Genomic DNA, 17622 nt, shown 5'->3' on the forward strand with positions numbered 1-17622 from the left:
AACTCTCCAATAAAGTTAGTTTGTCTAGCATCTAAAATAAAAATTGACGTTTCACGTTGTTTGTTTCGTTCAGTTTTCAAAGAACTACTTGGTCGCTCATTTGCGACTTCCTTATGTTAACATTTTCGTTTTTCGATGTCAACTAAGTTTTTCAATTTCTTTTTGTCGTTTTCTGCGTTTCCGCATCAGCGACGGTTATTAATTTAACATATACAAACTATTAACGTCAACACTTTTTAATAAAAAATTCTTTTTCTTACATAACGAATACATTCTTCTGTGTTAGCTACTCTCCGGAATAAACAGAAAATGATTTTATATCTTTCTTCCATGGCTTTTTTTACAACTTCATGAATACGCTCATCTTCAAAATCAAATAAAAGTTCCTCTAATTCTCTCTTCAATATGTATTCCATTTCTTTTCTCTCTTCTTTTGTCAACATCAGCCCAAGCAAACAATCACCTCAATAATTCCTTACGCAACAATAAACGTTCCGCTCATTTTCAATTATCACAATCCTATCATCCATTATATCCACTACTTACGATATTAATCCTTTGTTCTCTTTTTTATATTTACAGCATATATGTAACTGAAAAGGATTGGACAAAGGGGCGTAATATTATGTTTTTCTTTTTTATTACGAGTAAGAGAAATTTTAAACACATTAGCTTAATAGTGATACTGTCCTTATTTACAGCATGGCTACTCTTTTTAAAAACATATTCACATGAATCTGCTTTTTCAACTGCTACAGGCCCTAAAGTAATTTACAAAGGAGACACCGCTAAAAAGCAAGTTGCATTTACGTTTGATATTAGTTGGGGAGACAAAAAAGCAATTCCAATCCTAGATACTCTTAAAGAAAGAGAAATTAAGAATGCAACATTCTTCCTTTCTGCTGCATGGGCCGAAAGACACCCCGATATTGTAGAGCGAATCATGAAAGACGGACACGAAATCGGTAGTATGGGGTACAATTACACATCCTACACTTCTCTAGAGACAAATGAAATAAGACGAGACCTTTTACGAGCACAAGATGTTTTTACGAAACTTGGTGTAAAACAAGTCAAGCTGTTACGTCCACCTAGTGGCGAATTTAACAAAGCAACCCTTAAAATCGCAGAATCACTTGGATACACCGTCGTGCATTGGAGTAATAATTCAAACGATTGGAAAAACCCAGGTGTAAATAACATCGTTTCCACTGTCTCTAATAATTTGAAAGGTGGAGATATCGTCTTATTACACGCATCCGATTCTGCCCTTCAAACAAATAGAGCTTTACCGCTGCTCCTGCAAAAAATAAAAAGTGATGGATATGAACAAATATCCGTATCACAACTTATTTCCAACACAAGTACGAAAAGTGAAGATGTGAAGTAGCTTCTTCCCTACCACTCTTCACGCATAAAAAGCTCTACTACCTTTCAAGAAGGTGGTAGAGCTTTTTTAATCATACCATTTCCAGCATTATAACTGCTGGTGTATAAAATCTCTCTATTAAGCTGATTTACTTGTTTTTCCGATTAAACGATGTAATACAAGTAATTGATATGCGTTACATAACAATAGCGGTATAACCATTAAATATAACCAATCTGTATCATTAATCCGAAGCGCCGGTACCCATTCAAGGATCGTTACAACAACCATAAAGAACAGAGCTGGCACAAATGCTTTTTTATTTGTTTCTTTGCTTTTTACATAAGCAACAATTGCTCCAAACACAAATAATATTCCAGCAACAAGTATGTTATTCCCTAACGAGACTTCCCCATTTGCAATAAGTACAGATCTTAAATACACAAAATCAAATAATACGAATGCAATAAAGAAGAGCTGGACTGCATTCCATAAAGAAGATGAGCGGAACATCCCTAGTCCAAAACGGTGGATTGTTAAATATGCAAAGAATCCCATTTGACTTATAACACTAAAAATAAATCCTACACCCATCAGCCAGAAAGATACTGCTAAAATCTCCTTACCGTCGAAATTTTGAAAAAATTTATTGTACTTGTCCCACTCCAAAACAAAACCAATAATAACTGTGCTAATTCCACCAAGAAACAACGTCGTTAAAAATAGTCGTACCCACTTGCGGCTATTCACAACACATCCCCCATTATCCTTATATTTCTAATTAAATTGTATCAATGACAATTTCAAAAAGCTAGCCATGTTCATGTATAAATTCCTTAAAGATATTTATATTAAAAAGAGAGAACTGTGCTGAAAGGAGTTCCAACTTATGAAACGGATGCTATTCATTTTCGTTTCTTCTTTTCTACTTATCGCACTTGCAGCATGCGCACAAGGAAAAGAAACGAAATCCGAACTAGATTACGATCAAACAAAGAAAATGATTGTTGATATTTTAAAAACAGATCAAGGTAAGAAAGCTATTCAAGATGTATTAACTGATGAAAAAATGAAACAAGCACTCATACTAGATGAAACAGTAGTAAAGAAAACGATTGAAGATGCCATGGTATCCGATAAAGGGCAACAATTCTGGGAAAAGCTCTTTAAAGATCCTGAGTTCTCATCGAAGTTCGCTAAAAGTATGGGGAAAGAACAAACCCAATTAATGAAAACCTTATTAAAAGACCCTGAATACCAAGCAGGCGTTATAGAAATTATGAAAAATCCTGAAGTAGAAAAAATGATGTTACAAACAATGAAGAGTAAAGAATACCGTCAATATCTACAACAAGTACTAACAGAAACTGCTGAAAGTCCACTCTTCCAAGCCAAGATGATTGATATCATTAGTAAAGGTGTGCAAAAAGCTGAAAAAGGCGGATCTGGTAAGAAAGAAGCAGGCGGTGACGGTGGTTCTCAAGGCGGGAAGAAGGAAGAATAGTAAAAAATAATAACTATAATAACGAGTGGACAATTTATACATTGTTCACTCGTTATTACTTTATCTTGCTATTAACAGACGAAATGGCCCCCTCTAGTTAAGCGAAAGGTTTACTAGCAACAAAAGCCTTATTGTTGTCAGTAACAGGTGAACCCCACTGATTAAAGTTTCACTTTATTTTTGTGTAACAGCTGTTCTATCAATTACTGTTTCAGCTATTTTACTATAAATAATGCCCGTTGTATGTGTATCTTCATATACTGAAGGAGCAAATTCTTCTTTATTCCAATCGGGTTGTTGTAGCGGAATGCGACCAAGAACATTCGTTTGCAATTCGGTAGCTAACTTATCTCCCCCGCCTTTTCCAAATACATATTCTTTCTCACCAGTTACCTTACTTTCAAAATATGCCATATTCTCAACAACACCAAGAATACTATGTTCAGTGCGCAATGCCATCGCTCCAGCACGCGCTGCTACAAACGCAGCTGTTGGATGAGGCGTCGTTACAATAATCTCTTTGCAAGATGGCAACATTGAGTGCACATCTAACGCAACATCACCTGTGCCTGGTGGCAAATCTAGTACTAAATAATCTAAATCGCCCCATTCTACTTCTGTGAAGAAGTGGTTTAACATTTTCCCAAGCATAGGTCCTCTCCAAATAACTGGTGCATTATCCTCTACAAAGAAGCCCATTGAGATTACCTTTACACCTAAACGTTCCACCGGAATTATCTTGTCACCTCTTACGATAGGACGTTTTTCTATCCCCATCATGTCTGGCACACTAAAACCGTAAATGTCCGCATCAATAATACCAACTTTTTTTCCTAAACGAGCTAAAGCAACTGCAAGGTTAACGGAAACAGTTGATTTTCCCACGCCACCTTTTCCACTCGCTACTGCTAAGAATGTTGTTTTTGAATTAGGTGACAATAAAGATTCACTTTGCTCTTCTTCTTGTTCCGGTGCAAACTGAGCTAATTCCTCTTCTGTAAATTCTGCAAAACGAAGTCCAACTGTTGCTGCCCCAAGTTCTTTTACTAACTTTACAATTCCAGACTGCAACTGCATTTGTTCCGCTGTACCGGTTTTTACGATTGCAATTTTGACACTCACATGTTCCTTCTCTGGCTTGACTGTTACCTCTTTAATTGCACTTGTTTCTTTTAATGTTTTATGTAAAAACGGATCTACAATCCCTTCTAACGCTTCAACCACTTGCTCTTTCGTTATCATAATTAGCCCAGCCCCCTGTATGAAAAATAACGTAATGTTAATTTAATTTATCTCTGCTTATCCTTGAAATAAATGCGTTTACATTTCCAGTATAACATATTTTCCGAAAACTTCGTTAACGAGAGCAGCTCAAAAAAATCCTCCTTATTCTGGAGGATTTCCTTTTTCCGTGAAATAACGTAATATACCACGGTATATTGCAGCTGCTACCTTTTGCTGATATTTCTCCGAATTTAACATATACCTTTCGTTCACATTCGATAAAAAGCCAGCTTCAATTAAAGCACCTGGTGTTTTAGAATACTTTAATAAATATACATGCGAAATTGTCTTAGCAGAACGATTCGTGTTTTCTAAACTTGTTCTCAATTCAGCCTGTATAAATTTTGCAGCACGTTCATTTTCAATCGAAGAGCGGTAATAGAATGTTTGTGCGCCTTTCGATCCACTACTAGTTAAAGCATTTAAATGAATACTTGCAAAAAAGTCTATATCAGGTTTATTGATGATTTCTACACGTTTTTTTAAATCCTCTGCTTTACGTCTACTATATGACTTTGTATCTTTGTTAGCTAAATCATAATCTCCCTCACGCGTTAAAATAACTAGTGCACCTTGTTCTTGTAAATAGTCTTGTACCTTTTTTGTAATTTCAAGCGTAATATCCTTTTCTATAATATCCTTTCCACCAACAGCCCCTCCATCTGGTCCACCATGCCCAGCATCTAATACAATTACTTTCCCTGATAAGGGTAAATTCCAAGCTCGCCACGATTTTGTAATTTGAAATTCTTGTTTAACTAAAAAAAACAATACAACCGCAGCGAGTGCAAAAGAGATAATTCGAATTCTCTTCATACCTTTCCTCCTCCAGCTAGTCCCTCTAATTACTTATATGGGACAAGAGGAAAGTTTATGCTTGTCTTAATGAAGCTTTAATCGATATCTTCTTTCACCTTTTTCATACCCTTCTTGCCACCACAATCCTATAAACTGCTGACAAGATTCAAAAAGTAATTCCTCATCTTTCAACTTTATTTCTCGCATAGTCATACTCGTTAAAAATTGAAATAGCGTTTCAGTTAATTGTTGTTCTTCTTCTAAAGCTCTATATTTCACATCAAAAAACGATTCACCATAATAACCAAATTTACTGTATCTCGCTCCTAATAAATAAGATTCTATCCCTAATTCAATACAGTAATCTTCATACTGACGATGAAGCTCTTGCATTTGAAAGGCATCACGAATATTTGAACGCAATGTTTTTAATGATAATTCCCGCAACATCTTCCGCTCGTATTTTAACTGCTTTTCTTTTTGTTTTTCTTGTAAGCTGACAATGACATTCATAGTACTTATAAACCTCCCTAATACGTATTAGTCTAAACTTCTAAAGAAGAAGCATACGCGTGGCGGTAGCACTAAAATATTCCAAGCTATAAAAATTGCAAAAGAGGAATGAAACATAAAAAAACCCCAACCAAAATGGTTGGGGTTTGTAGTTCGCAAAAATTAACGTTTTGAGAACTGAGGTGCACGACGTGCGCCTTTAAGACCGTATTTTTTACGCTCTTTCATACGTGCGTCACGAGTTAATAGACCTGCACGTTTTAGTGTTAGACGGTATTCTGGATCAGCTTTTAATAAAGCGCGAGAAATACCGTGACGAATAGCACCAGCTTGACCAGTGTATCCACCACCATTTACGTTTACAAGTACATCGTAGTTACCTAAAGTTTCTGTTGCAACTAGAGGTTGTTTCACTACTTCACGTAATGCAGCAAATGGGATATAGTTTTCAAAATCACGACCGTTAATGATAACGCGTCCTTCGCCTGGAACTAGGCGTACGCGCGCTACTGAACTCTTACGACGTCCAGTGCCATAGTATTGAACCTGTGCCAAAGTAAGCCCTCCTTTAATTAATTATCCGCGAAGTTCGTAAACTTCTGGTTTTTGTGCTTGGTGTGGATGCTCTGCTCCAGCATACACGTTAAGTTTCTTAGAAACTTGACGGCCTAAGCGTCCTTTTGGAAGCATGCCTTTAATTGCAAGCTCTAACATTTGTACAGGGTAGTTTGTACGCATTTCAAGAGCTGTTCTTTGCTTAAGTCCACCTGGGTGGTTAGTGTGACGGTAGTAAATTTTATCGTTTAATTTATTACCTGTTAAATGAATTTTCTCAGCGTTAATAATAATTACATGATCACCCGTGTCAACGTGTGGTGTAAATGTAGGTTTGTTTTTACCACGTAAAATGGATGCTACTTCACTAGCAAGGCGACCTAAAGTTTGACCTTCAGCATCAACCACATACCATTTACGCTCAACTTCGTTAGCTTTTGCCATAAAAGTCGTACGCATGTGTTTCCCTCCTCGTTATCTTTTCCATAGAAAAAATCTATTGTTTATCTTAAACACGATTTCCTTCCGGGGCTAATCGTGGTTTTAGAAACAATACCATATGTTATGATATACTTTTGAGTTTCTAATGTCAAGCAAATGTTACACCAGGATTAGTTGTTATAGTTTACCTCCCATAAGTAAAGCCCATGACCTGGAGCCATCTTTCCAGCAAACTGACGATTTTGTTTCGCTAAAATCTCTGGAATGCTATCAGGATCAAGCTTTCCTTGCCCTACGCTAAGTAACGTACCAACAATAATTCTGACCATATTATATAAAAATCCATTACCTACAAAACGAAAAATTATTTCATCATTTTGTTCAATTAACTCGATTTCATAAATTGTTCGCACTTTATCTTTTTTGTCAGTTTTTGCCGAACAAAAAGAAGTGAAATCATGTGTTCCAATAAAATAAGGAATTGCTTTTCTTATAGAGTTGATTTCGAGCGGGTATGGATATTGATATACGTAATTTCTACGGAATACATCCGCAGTCTTTGATAATAATACACGATAACGATATTCTTTTTTCTCAACACCGTAACGTGCATGAAATTCTTCTGTTTTTTTCTCTACTTGCCTAATAACAATATCATCTGGCAACATTGTGTTTAAAGCATTAATCCATTGCCACTCTTCAAGAGACAAAGGAGTATCAAAGTGTATTACTTGTCCTTTTGCATGAACTGTAGAATCTGTTCTACCAGATGCCTGAACACGAACAAGTTCTCCCTTATGCAATTTCTGCAATGCTTTTTCTATCTCCTGTTGAACAGTACGATGGTTCGGCTGAATTTGATAACCACAAAAATGCATGCCATCATATGCAACCGTACATTTTATTCTATCCATTTCTCTATTCTCCATTACGATCGCACCCATGCCAAAATACAAGCTAAACAAAATAAGCTGACAATCGTTACTGTATCGCTTGTTTTCCAGCGTAGTTGCCTAAATTTAGTACGTCCTTCACCACTTTGATATCCACGAGCTTCCATCGCAATGGCTAAGTCCTCTGCACGCTTAAAAGCACTGATAAACAGAGGAACGAGCAGTGAAATAATAGCTTTCATTCTATCTTTTATCGGTCCCCCGGCAAAATCAATACCACGTGACGCTTGTGCTTTCATTATTTTACTCGTTTCATCCATTAATGTCGGGATAAAACGAAGAGAAATTGACATCATTAATGCGATTTCATGAACAGGAACCTTTATACGCTTCAACGGCTTTAATAACGTCTCCAAACCATCTGTAATTTCAATAGGTGTCGTCGTTAACGTTAATAATGTCGTCATTAAAATAATAACGAAGAATCGTACAGAAATGTATATCCCTTGCTCTAATCCTTTTTCATATATCGAAAACCAACCAAGCTGGAATAGTACATCCCCCTCCTTATTTGTAAAAATATGCAGGAAAAATGTAAAAAGAAAAATCCATAAAATTGGTTTTAAGCCCGAAAGTACATAACGAATCGGCACTTTTGCAAAAAATAAAGCAATGAGTGCATATAAAAATAAAAATCCATATGAAATCGCATTATTTGCTAAGAAAACAACAAATACATATAAAAAGACAATCAGCAGCTTCGTACGTGGATCAAGTTGATGAATAAGTGAATTCCCCGGGATATATCTCCCAATAATCAACTGCTGCATGATTCATGACCACCTTTTCGTAACACCTGCACAACTTCATGAGTAAGATCCTCTAAAGATAAGGTAGCCTTTGGAATTGAAATACCAAACTTCTCTTCAATTGCACGTTTATACTTTAATGACATAGGAAGATCCACACCAATTTTCTCTAGTTCATCGGCATGTGAAAATACTTCCTCTGCACTTCCTTGCAAAAAGACCGTTCCTTTATGCATAACTACAATCTGCTCCGCATACTGAGCAGCATCCTCCATATTATGCGTTACAAGGATAACTGTAAGCCCCTTTTCCTTGTGCAGCTTATAAAACATCTCCATAAGTTCGTTCTGCCCTTTTGGATCTAGTCCTGCTGTAGGTTCATCTAATACAAGCACTTCAGGTTCCATCGCCAGTACACCCGCTATAGCAACACGTCTCATTTGTCCACCACTTAATTCGAACGGAGAACGTGTTAACAGTTCCGGTTCTAGCCCTACAAGTTCAATTGCCTTTCTAGCCTTTTGCCTTGCTTCGTCTACAGATACTCCAAAATTAGTAGGGCCGAAACAAATATCTTTCTCCACAGTCTCTTCAAACAACTGATGTTCTGGGAATTGAAAGACAACCCCTACTTTTTTACGTAGTGGCTTTAACTTTTTTTCTTTCTTTCCTGCCGAAATCAAATGTTCACCAATTTGAACTGTACCATTTGTCGGCTGCAATAAACCATTTAAATGTTGAATCATCGTTGACTTACCTGAACCAGTATGACCAATAATGGCATAATAGCCCCCACTTGGAAACGACACATCTACATCATAAAGTGCGCGTCTTTCAAATGGAGTTTTATATTGATAACGATGCTCTACTTTTTGGAATGTAATCTCCAAAGTTCGTTCACCAAGCTTTCCATTGTAAGATGCGTATTTTGCAAGAGAATTTCATTTCTTTTTAATAATTCTGCTATTTTCACTGAAAACGGTACATCTAAGCCAATTTCTTGGAGCATATGAGAGGATTTGAAAATTTTTTCTGGAGTCCCTTCCTCTAATATTTCTCCCTTATTTAAAATAATGACACGATCTGACTGTGCCGCTTCTTCTAAATCGTGCGTAATCGATAACACGGTAATACCTTTTTGAGTAACAAGTTGTCTAACCGTTTCTACTACTTCACGTCTCCCTTGAGGGTCTAACATTGACGTTGCTTCATCTAATATTAAAATAGATGGTTGAAGTGCTAAAACGCCTGCTATTGCCACTCGCTGCTTTTGCCCACCAGATAAGGAATGAGGCTCATCATTAAGAAAATCTTCCATACGGACAAGTCGCAAGGCCTGTTCTAATCTTTCAATCATTTGTTCTCTTGGCATTCCGATATTCTCTAAGCCAAATACAACATCATCTTGCACTGTTGTTCCAACAAATTGATTATCTGGATTTTGAAATACCATTCCAATTTGTTTTCGAACATCCCATACCGTTTCCTCTGATAAAACCATTGTATCATTTACTGTAATAGTCCCTACTTCTGGCAAAAACAAACCATTCAATAATTTTGCAAGTGTAGACTTTCCTGAACCGTTTTGTCCAATAATAGATACCCACTCTCCCTCATATAAGGAAAATGAAACATCTTTTAATGCATAAGTGGCTGCCCCAGGATATTGAAATGATATATTTTCTATCCGAAGTTTCTCTTTTTTCAATAGAAGGCACCCTTTCCTTCGCACAGTTAGCCTATTTTTATATTTAAAAAAAAGGGCCATGACCAGTTTCTTGAAAAGAACTGTCCTGCCCTTTTAATTATCATTATACTAACTCGATAATTACCATTGGTGCTGCGTCTCCGCGACGTGGACCAATTTTTGCAATACGAGTGTATCCGCCTTGGCGCTCAGCATAGCGTGGAGCTACATCAGCGAATAGTTTTTGAAGTGCATCTTGACCAGTCTCAGCGTTAGCTACTTCATTGCGAATGAAAGCTGCTGCTTGACGACGAGCATGAAGATCTCCGCGTTTACCTAAAGTGATCATTTTTTCCACTACAGAACGAAGTTCTTTTGCACGAGTTTCTGTCGTTTGGATGCGCTCGTTGATAATTAAATCAGTAGCTAAATCACGTAACATAGCTTTACGTTGCGCACTTGTACGGCCTAATTTTCTGTATGCCATTCGTAGTTCCCTCCTTTGTTGATGGGTTTAAATCCTCAGTCGTCTTTACGTAAACCTAAACCTAATTCCTCAAGTTTATGTTTAACTTCTTCTAAGGATTTACGTCCTAAGTTACGAACTTTCATCATATCTTCTTCTGTTTTGTTCGCAAGCTCTTGTACAGTATTAATTCCTGCACGTTTTAGGCAATTATAAGAACGAACAGAAAGGTCTAGTTCTTCGATAGTCATCTCAAGAACTTTCTCTTTTTGATCTTCTTCCTTCTCGACCATAATCTCAGCATTTTGTGCTTCATCAGTTAAACCAACAAAGATATTTAAATGCTCAGTTAAGATTTTGGCACCTAAAGAGATAGCTTCTTTTGGCCCGATGCTTCCATCCGTCCATACATCAAGCGTAAGCTTATCATAATTAGCCACTTGTCCGACACGTGTCTTTTCCACTTGGTAAGTCACACGTGATACTGGAGTATAAATAGAATCAATAGGAATTACTCCTATTGGTTGATCTTCGCTTTTATTTGCATCAGCTGGCGTATACCCACGGCCACGCTTTGCAGTTAAACGCACGCGGAAATGCGCATCTTTTGCTAACGTTGCAATGTGTAAATCTGGATTTAAGATTTCTACATCACTATCGTGAGTAATATCAGCAGCTGTGACAATACCTTCGCCCTGTACATCAATTTCCAACGTCTTCTCTTCTTCAGAGTAGATTTTAAGAGCTAACTTTTTCAAGTTTAAGATGATCGTCGTAACGTCTTCTACTACGCCCTCAACTGTTGAAAATTCATGTAATACGCCATCGATTTGGATAGCAGTAACAGCGGCACCAGGGAGTGAGGATAAAAGAATACGACGTAAGGAGTTACCCAAAGTAGTACCATATCCACGCTCAAGCGGTTCAATTACGAATTTACCATATTTAGCATCTTCGTTAAGTTCAACCGTTTCGATTTTCGGCTTTTCGATTTCAATCATTAACTAAACCCTCCTTCAAAACGTCGAAACCCCGGTTAAACAAAGGTATAACCCCTGTCTAACCGAAAGTCCCCCTTAGGCAGTTCCCGATTGTGCACAACAAGCGATGTTTCTGTACGAAATTTCTCGATAATGCATCATATCCATTATAGACAAAAGGGAAAATTCTATACAGAAAAATTACACACGACGACGTTTTGGTGGACGACATCCATTATGAGGAACTGGAGTAACATCTCTAATTGCTGTTACTTCTAGACCTGCAGCTTGAAGAGCACGAATTGCAGCTTCACGACCAGCACCAGGACCTTTAACAGTAACCTCTAAAGTTTTTAAACCGTGTTCCATTGCAGCTTTAGCAGCAGTTTCAGCAGCCATTTGCGCAGCGAATGGAGTAGATTTACGAGATCCACGGAAACCAAGTGCACCAGCACTAGACCAAGAAAGTGCGTTACCGTGAGTATCTGTAAGTGTTACGATTGTGTTGTTGAAAGTAGAACGAATATGAGCTATACCAGCTTCAATATTCTTTTTCACACGTTTTTTACGAGTGTTTGTTTTACGTGCCATTGTTAGTTCAACCTCCTTTACTTATTATTTCTTTTTATTTGCTACTGTACGACGTGGACCTTTACGTGTACGAGCATTGTTTTTAGAGTTTTGACCACGAACTGGTAAACCACGACGGTGACGAAGACCACGGTAAGAACCGATCTCCATTAGACGTTTGATGTTAAGAGATACTTCACGACGAAGGTCTCCCTCAACTTTAATACGATCGATGATATCACGGATACGTCCTAATTCGTCTTCCGTTAAATCACGAACTCGTGTTTCTTCAGAAATACCTGCTTCAGCAAGAATTTTTTCAGCAGTTGTGCGACCAATGCCGAATACGTAAGTTAAAGAAATAACAACGCGTTTGTCTCGAGGAATATCTACACCTGCGATACGTGCCATTACGAATGCACCTCCTTCTGATTAACCTTGTTTTTGTTTATGTTTAGGGTTTTCACAAATAACCATTACTTTTCCACGTCTACGAATAACTTTACATTTTTCGCAGATTGGTTTAACTGACGGTCTTACTTTCATGTCTCGAACCTCCTTAAAGATTACGGAGTGCTATATTATTTAAAACGGTACGTAATACGACCACGATTTAAATCGTACGGAGATAATTCTACCGTAACTTTGTCTCCTGGTAAAATACGAATGAAGTTCATACGGATTTTACCAGAAACGTGAGCCAATACGACATGCCCATTCTCTAATTCTACTTTGAACATAGCATTTGGCAACGTTTCAAGAACGGTACCTTCGACTTCAATTACATCATCTTTAGCCATTCAATAGTTCTCCCTTCTTCAAATCAGTAACATTTTACACTGCTCTGAAATCCCGGAGAGCCAGCTACTTATAAAGTGGTAAGGATTTCGTATCCTGCTTCTGTAAGAGCAATCGTGTGCTCAAAATGGGCACACCATTTACCATCTACCGTTACCACTGTCCAGTCATCAGATAGTGTTTTTACATATCGTCTTCCTTGATTCACCATCGGCTCAACACAGATGACCATTCCCGGCTTTAATCTAGGGCCTCTATTGGGTGGACCATAGTGCGGGATTTGAGGGTCCTCATGTAAGTCTTGCCCGATTCCGTGACCAACATACTCCCTAACGATCGAGAATCCATTCTCTTCAGCATGGGTTTGAACCGCATGTGAGATATTTGATAATCTCTCGCCTGGTTTTACTTGTTCTAGACCAAGATACAACGATTTTTCTGTGACATCAAGTAGCTTTTGAACAGATTCAGAAATGTTTCCAACTGGATACGTCCATGCAGAATCTCCATGGTACCCATTGTATTTCGCACCAATATCGATACTGATGATATCGCCCTCTTTGAGCTTGCGCTTCCCTGGAATTCCGTGTACAAGCTCTTCATTTACAGAAGCACATATGCTCCCCGGAAATCCGTTGTATCCTTTAAAAGATGGCGTAGCACCATATTTTTGAATCGTCTTTTCCGCTATTTGATCGAGCTCTTTCGTTGTAATTCCTGGAGTAATGTGCTGTTTCAACTCTTGATGAGTCAAAGCAACGATCCTGCCAGCTTCTCGCATGATTTCTATCTCGCGAGGAGTTTTGCAGATTATCATTACGCTAAGCCTCCGATGAGAACATCGATATCAGCAAATACTTTATTGATATCTTGCTCACCATTAATGCTTTGTAAGTAACCAAGCTCTTCGTAGAAATCAAGCAAAGGTTTTGTTTGCTTAATATTTACATCTAAACGATTTGCTACAGTTTCTTCATTGTCATCAGAGCGTTGATATAATTCGCCACCACATTTATCGCACACATCAGCTTTTGCTGGTGGATTGAATTCTAAGTGGTAAGTCGCACCGCACTCTTTACAAATGCGACGGCCTGTAAGGCGTTTTAATAACAACCCTGAATCCACATTAATGTTTAAAACATAGTCGATTTTTTTGCCAAGATCTTTCATAATTTCTTCAAGAGCTGATGCTTGTGCAACAGTTCGTGGGAAACCGTCTAGTAAGAAACCTCTTACGCAGTCGTCTTGACTTAAACGTTCACGAACGATTCCGATTGTAACTGCATCTGGAACAAGTGCACCTTTATCAATAAAAGATTTTGCTTGTAGACCCATTTCAGTTTCAGCCTTCATAGCTGCACGGAACATGTCTCCTGTTGAAATGTGAGGGATGTTATACTTGGCAACAATCTGTTCGGCTTGTGTACCTTTACCAGCACCAGGAAGCCCCATTAAAATTAAGTTCATCCTTGTTCCCCCTCAGAGTACATGAGCATGTAGGGAAGACAATTCTTCCCACTTACTCACTGCTTGATAAACCCTTTGTAATGGCGTTTTACCAGTTGGCTTTCTAGCTGCTTCATTGTTTCTAAAGCAACGCCGACAACGATTAACATACTCGTTCCACCGATCTGTGCAGATGGAGGAAGATTTCCCAATTTCGTAAAGATAACTGGTAAGATTGCAATCGCTGCTAGGAAAATTGATCCTACAAAGGTCAAACGATACAAGATTTTTGTTAGATATTGTTCCGTATTCTTACCCGGACGAATACCTGGAACATATCCACCTTGCTTGTTTAGATTCTCTGACATTTGCTCTGGATTAACCTGAACAAATGCATAGAAATATGTGAAGGCTACAATGAGCGCAACATATATGATCATTCCCACTGGGTGAGAATAGTTAAAGTTTGCAATAATCCACTGCGATACATCATGTTTCGGGAAGAACTGTGCAATAGTCGGAGGCGTAATTAAGAATGAAACAGCAAAAATTACTGGAATAACACCAGCACTATTTACCTTAAGCGGTAAATGTGTGTTTTGTGCTCCAGCATAACCACCATTTCCTCCTGTTACACGCTTCGCATATTGAATTGGGATCTTTCTAACAGCCTGTTGAATGAAAATAACACCCACAATAACTGCTAGCACAGCTAGTAAAATCAATGCAACTTTAACGATACTCATGAACAATTGATCTCCGATATTTTGAAACTGTTGCTGATACACTTGAGATATAACACTTGGGATCGCTGCGGCAATACCGCCAAAGATAAGGATGGAAATACCATTACCTACACCTTTAGCTGTAATCTGTTCACCTAACCACATTAAAAATGCAGTACCAGCAGTCAGTACCGTAGCAATGTATAAATAAGTGCTCCAACCTGGATTCAAAATTAATTGTCCACCTACCATACCGTTAAAACCGATTGACATACCAAACCCCTGAATAAACGCAAGAACAATTGTAAAGTAACGCGTGAATTGCGTTAATTTACGACGGCCCATTTCACCTTGCTTCGACCATTCCGAAAATTTAGGAACAACATCCATCTGCAATAATTGCACGATGATGGATGCTGTAATATACGGCATGATTCCCATCGCAAAGATGGAGAAGTTTTTCAAGGCTCCACCGCCAAATGTATTTAGAATACCTAAAGCATTTAATTGATCTTGTGCCTTCAGTACGTCTCCATTTGTAAATGGCACGGGGATAAACGTGCCAATCCTGAATACGATTAACATCGCTAAAGTGAATAATATTTTACGTCTTATCTCAGCAACGCGCATAAAGTTGGAGATTGTACGAAACATTAGATCACCTCAACTGATCCGCCAGCTGCTTCAATTGCTTCTTTAGCACTTGAAGAGAACTTGTGCGCTTTAACAGTTAGTTTTTTCTCTACTGCTCCGCTTGCAAGAACTTTAACACCGTCGTTTAACTTGCTGATAACGCCAGTTTCCAGCAATAATTCAGGTGTTACTTCTGTACCATCTTCAAAACGATTTAACGTTGATAAGTTTACAATAGCAAACTCTTTACGGTTAATGTTTGTGAAGCCGCGTTTTGGTAAACGACGGAATAATGGAGTTTGACCACCTTCGAAGCCAAGACGAACACCGCCGCCAGAACGTGCGTTTTGTCCTTTATGACCTTTACCAGCAGTTTTACCGTTACCAGAACCGATACCACGACCGACACGGTTACGTACTTTACGAGAACCTTCTGCAGGTTTTAATTCATGAAGTTTCATTCCCAGGCACCTCCTTATATTAATGAGTTATCCTTAAGCTTCTTTTACAGTTACAAGGTGAGAAACTTTGTTGATCATACCAAGAATAGCAGGAGTTTCTTCCTTAACTACAGTTGAATTCAACTTTTTAAGACCTAAAGCTTCTACCGTCGCACGTTGATCTTGTGGACGACCAATTACACTACGAGTGAGGGTAATTTCTAACTTTTTCGCCATTTGTTTTCCCTCCTTAACCTAGTAGCTCTTCTACAGATTTACCGCGTAATTTTGCAACATCTTCAGCGCGCTTAAGTTCGCTTAATCCGTTCACAGTAGCGCGAATCATGTTGATTGGTGTGTTAGAACCAAGAGATTTCGAAAGAATATCTTGTACACCAGCTAATTCAAGGACCGCACGAACAGGTCCACCAGCAATAACACCAGTACCCTCAGCAGCAGGTTTTAAGAATACTTCACCAGCGCCAAAATGACCGTTGATTGTGTGTGGAATTGTTGTACCAACTAATGGTACAGCGATTAAGTTTTTCTTAGCGTCTTCGATAGCTTTACGGATTGCGTCTGGTACCTCTTGTGCTTTACCAGTACCGAATCCAACATGACCGTTTTTATCGCCAACTACAACTAGTGCAGCAAAGCGGAAACGACGACCACCCTTAACAACTTTCGCGACACGATTTATCGTAACTACACGTTCTTCAAGTTCTAATTTACTTGGGTCAATGCGATGCATCAATTTTCCCTCCTTTGACCATTAAAATTGTAATCCAGCCTCACGAGCAGCTTCAGCTAGAGCTTTAACACGGCCATGGTATAAGTAACCACCGCGATCAAATACTACTTCTTTAACGCCTTTCTCTACAGCACGCTTAGCAACTGATTCTCCAACTTTCGTAGCAGCTTCAATATTGCTAGTACCGTTAAGAGCAAGGTCTTTATCAAGAGTAGATGCACTTACTAACGTTACACCATTCACATCATCAATAACTTGAGCGTAAATATGTTGGTTAGAACGGAACACGTTTAAACGTGGACGCTCTGCAGTACCAGTAAGTTTAGCACGTACACGTGCATGTCTTTTCTTACGAGTCGCATTTTTATCAGCTTTAGTGATCATTCTTGTCACTCCTTTCTCTCACCTAACGGGTTTACTTAGCAGTTTTACCTTCTTTACGACGAACAACTTCGCCTTCGTAACGAATACCTTTACCTTTGTAAGGCTCAGGAGCACGTACAGCACGGATGTTAGCAGCGAATTCGCCAACACGTTGCTTGTCGATACCTTTAATTACGATCTTAGTTGGTGCAGGTACTTCAACTTCAAGACCTGCTTCCGGAGTCATTTCTACTGGATGAGAATAACCTACGCTTAATACAAGTTTATCACCTTGTTTTTGAGCACGGTAACCAACACCGACTAATTCAAGTCCGCGTGCGAAACCTTCAGTTACACCTTCAACCATGTTTCCGATTAAAGCACGAGTTGTACCGTGTAATGCACGGTGTTCCTTCTGTTCAGATGGACGCTCAACTGTTAATGTATTCTCTTCAATTTTGATAAGCATATCAGCATTGAAAGTACGAGTTAATTCACCTTTAGGGCCTTTTACTGTTACAGTATTGTCTTCTGCAACTGTAATAGTAACACCTGCAGGGATTTCAAGAATCTTTTTACCAATACGAGACATGTGGT

The 17622-nt window shown here is 38.4% G+C and carries 27 protein-coding genes; 2 read left to right on the top strand and 25 right to left on the bottom strand.

Going from position 1 to position 17622, the window contains the following annotated elements; all coding sequences use genetic code 11:
* Positions 1-236 precede the first annotated feature (236 nt).
* On the bottom strand, positions 237-455 hold the full coding sequence (locus tag GBN78_RS11990; RefSeq protein ID WP_000901147.1) for a hypothetical protein: 219 nt from the start codon (positions 453-455) through the stop codon (positions 237-239).
* Positions 456-625: 170 nt separating this feature from the next.
* On the opposite strand from GBN78_RS11990, the gene pdaB reads away from it, so the two are divergent.
* Positions 626-1390, top strand: a complete 765-nt coding sequence (gene pdaB, locus GBN78_RS11995) for a polysaccharide deacetylase family sporulation protein PdaB (protein WP_000464705.1) — start codon at positions 626-628, stop codon at positions 1388-1390.
* Between the two features lie 117 nt (positions 1391-1507).
* On the opposite strand, the gene kbaA is transcribed toward pdaB, so the two are convergent.
* Positions 1508-2119: a KinB signaling pathway activation protein KbaA gene (gene kbaA, locus GBN78_RS12000; protein WP_001088526.1), complete on the bottom strand. Its 612-nt coding sequence runs from the start codon at positions 2117-2119 to the stop codon at positions 1508-1510.
* 139 nt (positions 2120-2258) lie between these two features.
* Here kbaA and gerD point away from each other — a divergent pair, with 139 nt between their 5' ends.
* Entirely contained in the window at positions 2259-2873 is a 615-nt protein-coding gene (gerD, locus tag GBN78_RS12005) for a spore germination lipoprotein GerD (RefSeq protein WP_000827296.1), read from the top strand.
* Between the two features lie 174 nt (positions 2874-3047).
* On the opposite strand, the gene GBN78_RS12010 is transcribed toward gerD, so the two are convergent.
* From GBN78_RS12010 to rplF, 23 genes are all read right to left on the bottom strand, one after another.
* A complete protein-coding gene (locus GBN78_RS12010; RefSeq protein ID WP_088045201.1) occupies positions 3048-4115 on the bottom strand; it encodes an Mrp/NBP35 family ATP-binding protein in 1068 nt (355 codons plus the stop codon).
* A gap of 144 nt (positions 4116-4259) precedes the next feature.
* Positions 4260-4973, bottom strand: coding sequence for an N-acetylmuramoyl-L-alanine amidase CwlD (cwlD, locus tag GBN78_RS12015; RefSeq protein ID WP_070757062.1), 714 nt, complete (start codon positions 4971-4973; stop codon positions 4260-4262).
* Between the two features lie 66 nt (positions 4974-5039).
* The gene (locus tag GBN78_RS12020; protein ID WP_001101005.1) at positions 5040-5468 is read right to left on the bottom strand and encodes a DUF2521 family protein; all 429 of its coding nucleotides are present in this window, start codon (positions 5466-5468) and stop codon (positions 5040-5042) included.
* Between the two features lie 162 nt (positions 5469-5630).
* Positions 5631-6023 carry a 30S ribosomal protein S9 gene (rpsI, locus tag GBN78_RS12025; RefSeq protein ID WP_000079986.1) on the bottom strand — a complete coding sequence of 131 codons (393 nt, stop codon included), beginning with the start codon at positions 6021-6023 and terminating at the stop codon, positions 5631-5633.
* A 21-nt stretch (positions 6024-6044) separates the two neighbouring features.
* Positions 6045-6482: a 50S ribosomal protein L13 gene (rplM, locus tag GBN78_RS12030; RefSeq protein ID WP_001260793.1), complete on the bottom strand. Its 438-nt coding sequence runs from the start codon at positions 6480-6482 to the stop codon at positions 6045-6047.
* A 152-nt stretch (positions 6483-6634) separates the two neighbouring features.
* On the bottom strand, positions 6635-7378 hold the full coding sequence (gene truA / locus GBN78_RS12035) for a tRNA pseudouridine(38-40) synthase TruA (protein WP_002098927.1): 744 nt from the start codon (positions 7376-7378) through the stop codon (positions 6635-6637).
* 14 nt (positions 7379-7392) lie between these two features.
* On the bottom strand, positions 7393-8187 hold the full coding sequence (locus GBN78_RS12040; RefSeq protein ID WP_001186526.1) for an energy-coupling factor transporter transmembrane component T family protein: 795 nt from the start codon (positions 8185-8187) through the stop codon (positions 7393-7395).
* The gene (locus GBN78_RS12045; RefSeq protein ID WP_000406535.1) at positions 8175-9056 is read right to left on the bottom strand and encodes an energy-coupling factor ABC transporter ATP-binding protein; all 882 of its coding nucleotides are present in this window, start codon (positions 9054-9056) and stop codon (positions 8175-8177) included. The genes GBN78_RS12040 and GBN78_RS12045 overlap by 13 nt, the downstream gene beginning before the upstream one ends.
* Positions 9032-9874: an energy-coupling factor ABC transporter ATP-binding protein gene (locus GBN78_RS12050; RefSeq protein ID WP_000711761.1), complete on the bottom strand. Its 843-nt coding sequence runs from the start codon at positions 9872-9874 to the stop codon at positions 9032-9034. Before GBN78_RS12050 ends, GBN78_RS12045 begins: the two co-directional genes overlap by 25 nt.
* A 103-nt stretch (positions 9875-9977) precedes the next feature.
* Positions 9978-10340, bottom strand: a complete 363-nt coding sequence (gene rplQ, locus GBN78_RS12055; protein ID WP_000331490.1) for a 50S ribosomal protein L17 — start codon at positions 10338-10340, stop codon at positions 9978-9980.
* A 35-nt stretch (positions 10341-10375) separates the two neighbouring features.
* Positions 10376-11320: a DNA-directed RNA polymerase subunit alpha gene (locus tag GBN78_RS12060; RefSeq protein WP_000569643.1), complete on the bottom strand. Its 945-nt coding sequence runs from the start codon at positions 11318-11320 to the stop codon at positions 10376-10378.
* 180 nt (positions 11321-11500) lie between these two features.
* Positions 11501-11890, bottom strand: a complete 390-nt coding sequence (gene rpsK, locus GBN78_RS12065; protein ID WP_000101798.1) for a 30S ribosomal protein S11 — start codon at positions 11888-11890, stop codon at positions 11501-11503.
* A gap of 24 nt (positions 11891-11914) precedes the next feature.
* Positions 11915-12280: a 30S ribosomal protein S13 gene (gene rpsM / locus GBN78_RS12070; protein WP_000090788.1), complete on the bottom strand. Its 366-nt coding sequence runs from the start codon at positions 12278-12280 to the stop codon at positions 11915-11917.
* Between the two features lie 21 nt (positions 12281-12301).
* The gene (gene rpmJ, locus GBN78_RS12075; RefSeq protein ID WP_000868344.1) at positions 12302-12415 is read right to left on the bottom strand and encodes a 50S ribosomal protein L36; all 114 of its coding nucleotides are present in this window, start codon (positions 12413-12415) and stop codon (positions 12302-12304) included.
* 35 nt (positions 12416-12450) lie between these two features.
* Positions 12451-12669: a translation initiation factor IF-1 gene (gene infA / locus GBN78_RS12080; RefSeq protein ID WP_001029884.1), complete on the bottom strand. Its 219-nt coding sequence runs from the start codon at positions 12667-12669 to the stop codon at positions 12451-12453.
* Between the two features lie 68 nt (positions 12670-12737).
* Positions 12738-13484 carry a type I methionyl aminopeptidase gene (map, locus tag GBN78_RS12085; RefSeq protein ID WP_000582539.1) on the bottom strand — a complete coding sequence of 249 codons (747 nt, stop codon included), beginning with the start codon at positions 13482-13484 and terminating at the stop codon, positions 12738-12740.
* Positions 13484-14134 carry an adenylate kinase gene (locus GBN78_RS12090; RefSeq protein ID WP_152127438.1) on the bottom strand — a complete coding sequence of 217 codons (651 nt, stop codon included), beginning with the start codon at positions 14132-14134 and terminating at the stop codon, positions 13484-13486. Before GBN78_RS12090 ends, map begins: the two co-directional genes overlap by 1 nt.
* A gap of 56 nt (positions 14135-14190) precedes the next feature.
* The gene (secY, locus tag GBN78_RS12095; RefSeq protein ID WP_000490117.1) at positions 14191-15492 is read right to left on the bottom strand and encodes a preprotein translocase subunit SecY; all 1302 of its coding nucleotides are present in this window, start codon (positions 15490-15492) and stop codon (positions 14191-14193) included.
* Positions 15492-15932, bottom strand: a complete 441-nt coding sequence (gene rplO, locus GBN78_RS12100; protein WP_000766081.1) for a 50S ribosomal protein L15 — start codon at positions 15930-15932, stop codon at positions 15492-15494. The genes secY and rplO overlap by 1 nt, the downstream gene beginning before the upstream one ends.
* 33 nt (positions 15933-15965) lie before the next feature.
* Positions 15966-16148 carry a 50S ribosomal protein L30 gene (rpmD, locus tag GBN78_RS12105; protein ID WP_001085234.1) on the bottom strand — a complete coding sequence of 61 codons (183 nt, stop codon included), beginning with the start codon at positions 16146-16148 and terminating at the stop codon, positions 15966-15968.
* Between the two features lie 13 nt (positions 16149-16161).
* Positions 16162-16662, bottom strand: a complete 501-nt coding sequence (gene rpsE / locus GBN78_RS12110) for a 30S ribosomal protein S5 (RefSeq protein WP_000554646.1) — start codon at positions 16660-16662, stop codon at positions 16162-16164.
* A gap of 21 nt (positions 16663-16683) precedes the next feature.
* The gene (gene rplR, locus GBN78_RS12115; protein ID WP_000628816.1) at positions 16684-17046 is read right to left on the bottom strand and encodes a 50S ribosomal protein L18; all 363 of its coding nucleotides are present in this window, start codon (positions 17044-17046) and stop codon (positions 16684-16686) included.
* Between the two features lie 31 nt (positions 17047-17077).
* Entirely contained in the window at positions 17078-17617 is a 540-nt protein-coding gene (gene rplF, locus GBN78_RS12120; protein ID WP_000086558.1) for a 50S ribosomal protein L6, read from the bottom strand.
* Positions 17618-17622 lie beyond the last annotated feature (5 nt).

This window comes from Bacillus sp. B2-WWTP-C-10-Post-4, from assembly GCF_009183805.1.
GTDB lineage: Bacteria > Bacillota > Bacilli > Bacillales > Bacillaceae_G > Bacillus_A > Bacillus_A cereus.

Excerpts from the sequence above, each read along its gene's own strand:
- pdaB (WP_000464705.1), top strand. The coding sequence starts at position 626 with ATGTTTTTCTTTTTTATTACGAGTAAGAGAAATTTTAAACACATTAGC.
- gerD (WP_000827296.1), top strand. The coding sequence starts at position 2,259 with ATGAAACGGATGCTATTCATTTTCGTTTCTTCTTTTCTACTTATCGCA.
- GBN78_RS12010 (WP_088045201.1), bottom strand. The coding sequence starts at position 4,115 with ATGATAACGAAAGAGCAAGTGGTTGAAGCGTTAGAAGGGATTGTAGAT.
- cwlD (WP_070757062.1), bottom strand. The coding sequence starts at position 4,973 with ATGAAGAGAATTCGAATTATCTCTTTTGCACTCGCTGCGGTTGTATTG.
- GBN78_RS12020 (WP_001101005.1), bottom strand. The coding sequence starts at position 5,468 with ATGAATGTCATTGTCAGCTTACAAGAAAAACAAAAAGAAAAGCAGTTA.
- rplM (WP_001260793.1), bottom strand. The coding sequence starts at position 6,482 with ATGCGTACGACTTTTATGGCAAAAGCTAACGAAGTTGAGCGTAAATGG.
- truA (WP_002098927.1), bottom strand. The coding sequence starts at position 7,378 with ATGGATAGAATAAAATGTACGGTTGCATATGATGGCATGCATTTTTGT.
- GBN78_RS12040 (WP_001186526.1), bottom strand. The coding sequence starts at position 8,187 with ATGCAGCAGTTGATTATTGGGAGATATATCCCGGGGAATTCACTTATT.
- rplQ (WP_000331490.1), bottom strand. The coding sequence starts at position 10,340 with ATGGCATACAGAAAATTAGGCCGTACAAGTGCGCAACGTAAAGCTATG.
- GBN78_RS12060 (WP_000569643.1), bottom strand. The coding sequence starts at position 11,320 with ATGATTGAAATCGAAAAGCCGAAAATCGAAACGGTTGAACTTAACGAA.
- rpsK (WP_000101798.1), bottom strand. The coding sequence starts at position 11,890 with ATGGCACGTAAAACAAACACTCGTAAAAAACGTGTGAAAAAGAATATT.
- rpsM (WP_000090788.1), bottom strand. The coding sequence starts at position 12,280 with ATGGCACGTATCGCAGGTGTAGATATTCCTCGAGACAAACGCGTTGTT.
- rpmJ (WP_000868344.1), bottom strand. The coding sequence starts at position 12,415 with ATGAAAGTAAGACCGTCAGTTAAACCAATCTGCGAAAAATGTAAAGTT.
- infA (WP_001029884.1), bottom strand. The coding sequence starts at position 12,669 with ATGGCTAAAGATGATGTAATTGAAGTCGAAGGTACCGTTCTTGAAACG.
- map (WP_000582539.1), bottom strand. The coding sequence starts at position 13,484 with ATGATAATCTGCAAAACTCCTCGCGAGATAGAAATCATGCGAGAAGCT.
- GBN78_RS12090 (WP_152127438.1), bottom strand. The coding sequence starts at position 14,134 with ATGAACTTAATTTTAATGGGGCTTCCTGGTGCTGGTAAAGGTACACAA.
- secY (WP_000490117.1), bottom strand. The coding sequence starts at position 15,492 with ATGTTTCGTACAATCTCCAACTTTATGCGCGTTGCTGAGATAAGACGT.
- rplO (WP_000766081.1), bottom strand. The coding sequence starts at position 15,932 with ATGAAACTTCATGAATTAAAACCTGCAGAAGGTTCTCGTAAAGTACGT.
- rpmD (WP_001085234.1), bottom strand. The coding sequence starts at position 16,148 with ATGGCGAAAAAGTTAGAAATTACCCTCACTCGTAGTGTAATTGGTCGT.
- rpsE (WP_000554646.1), bottom strand. The coding sequence starts at position 16,662 with ATGCATCGCATTGACCCAAGTAAATTAGAACTTGAAGAACGTGTAGTT.
- rplR (WP_000628816.1), bottom strand. The coding sequence starts at position 17,046 with ATGATCACTAAAGCTGATAAAAATGCGACTCGTAAGAAAAGACATGCA.
- rplF (WP_000086558.1), bottom strand. The coding sequence starts at position 17,617 with ATGTCTCGTATTGGTAAAAAGATTCTTGAAATCCCTGCAGGTGTTACT.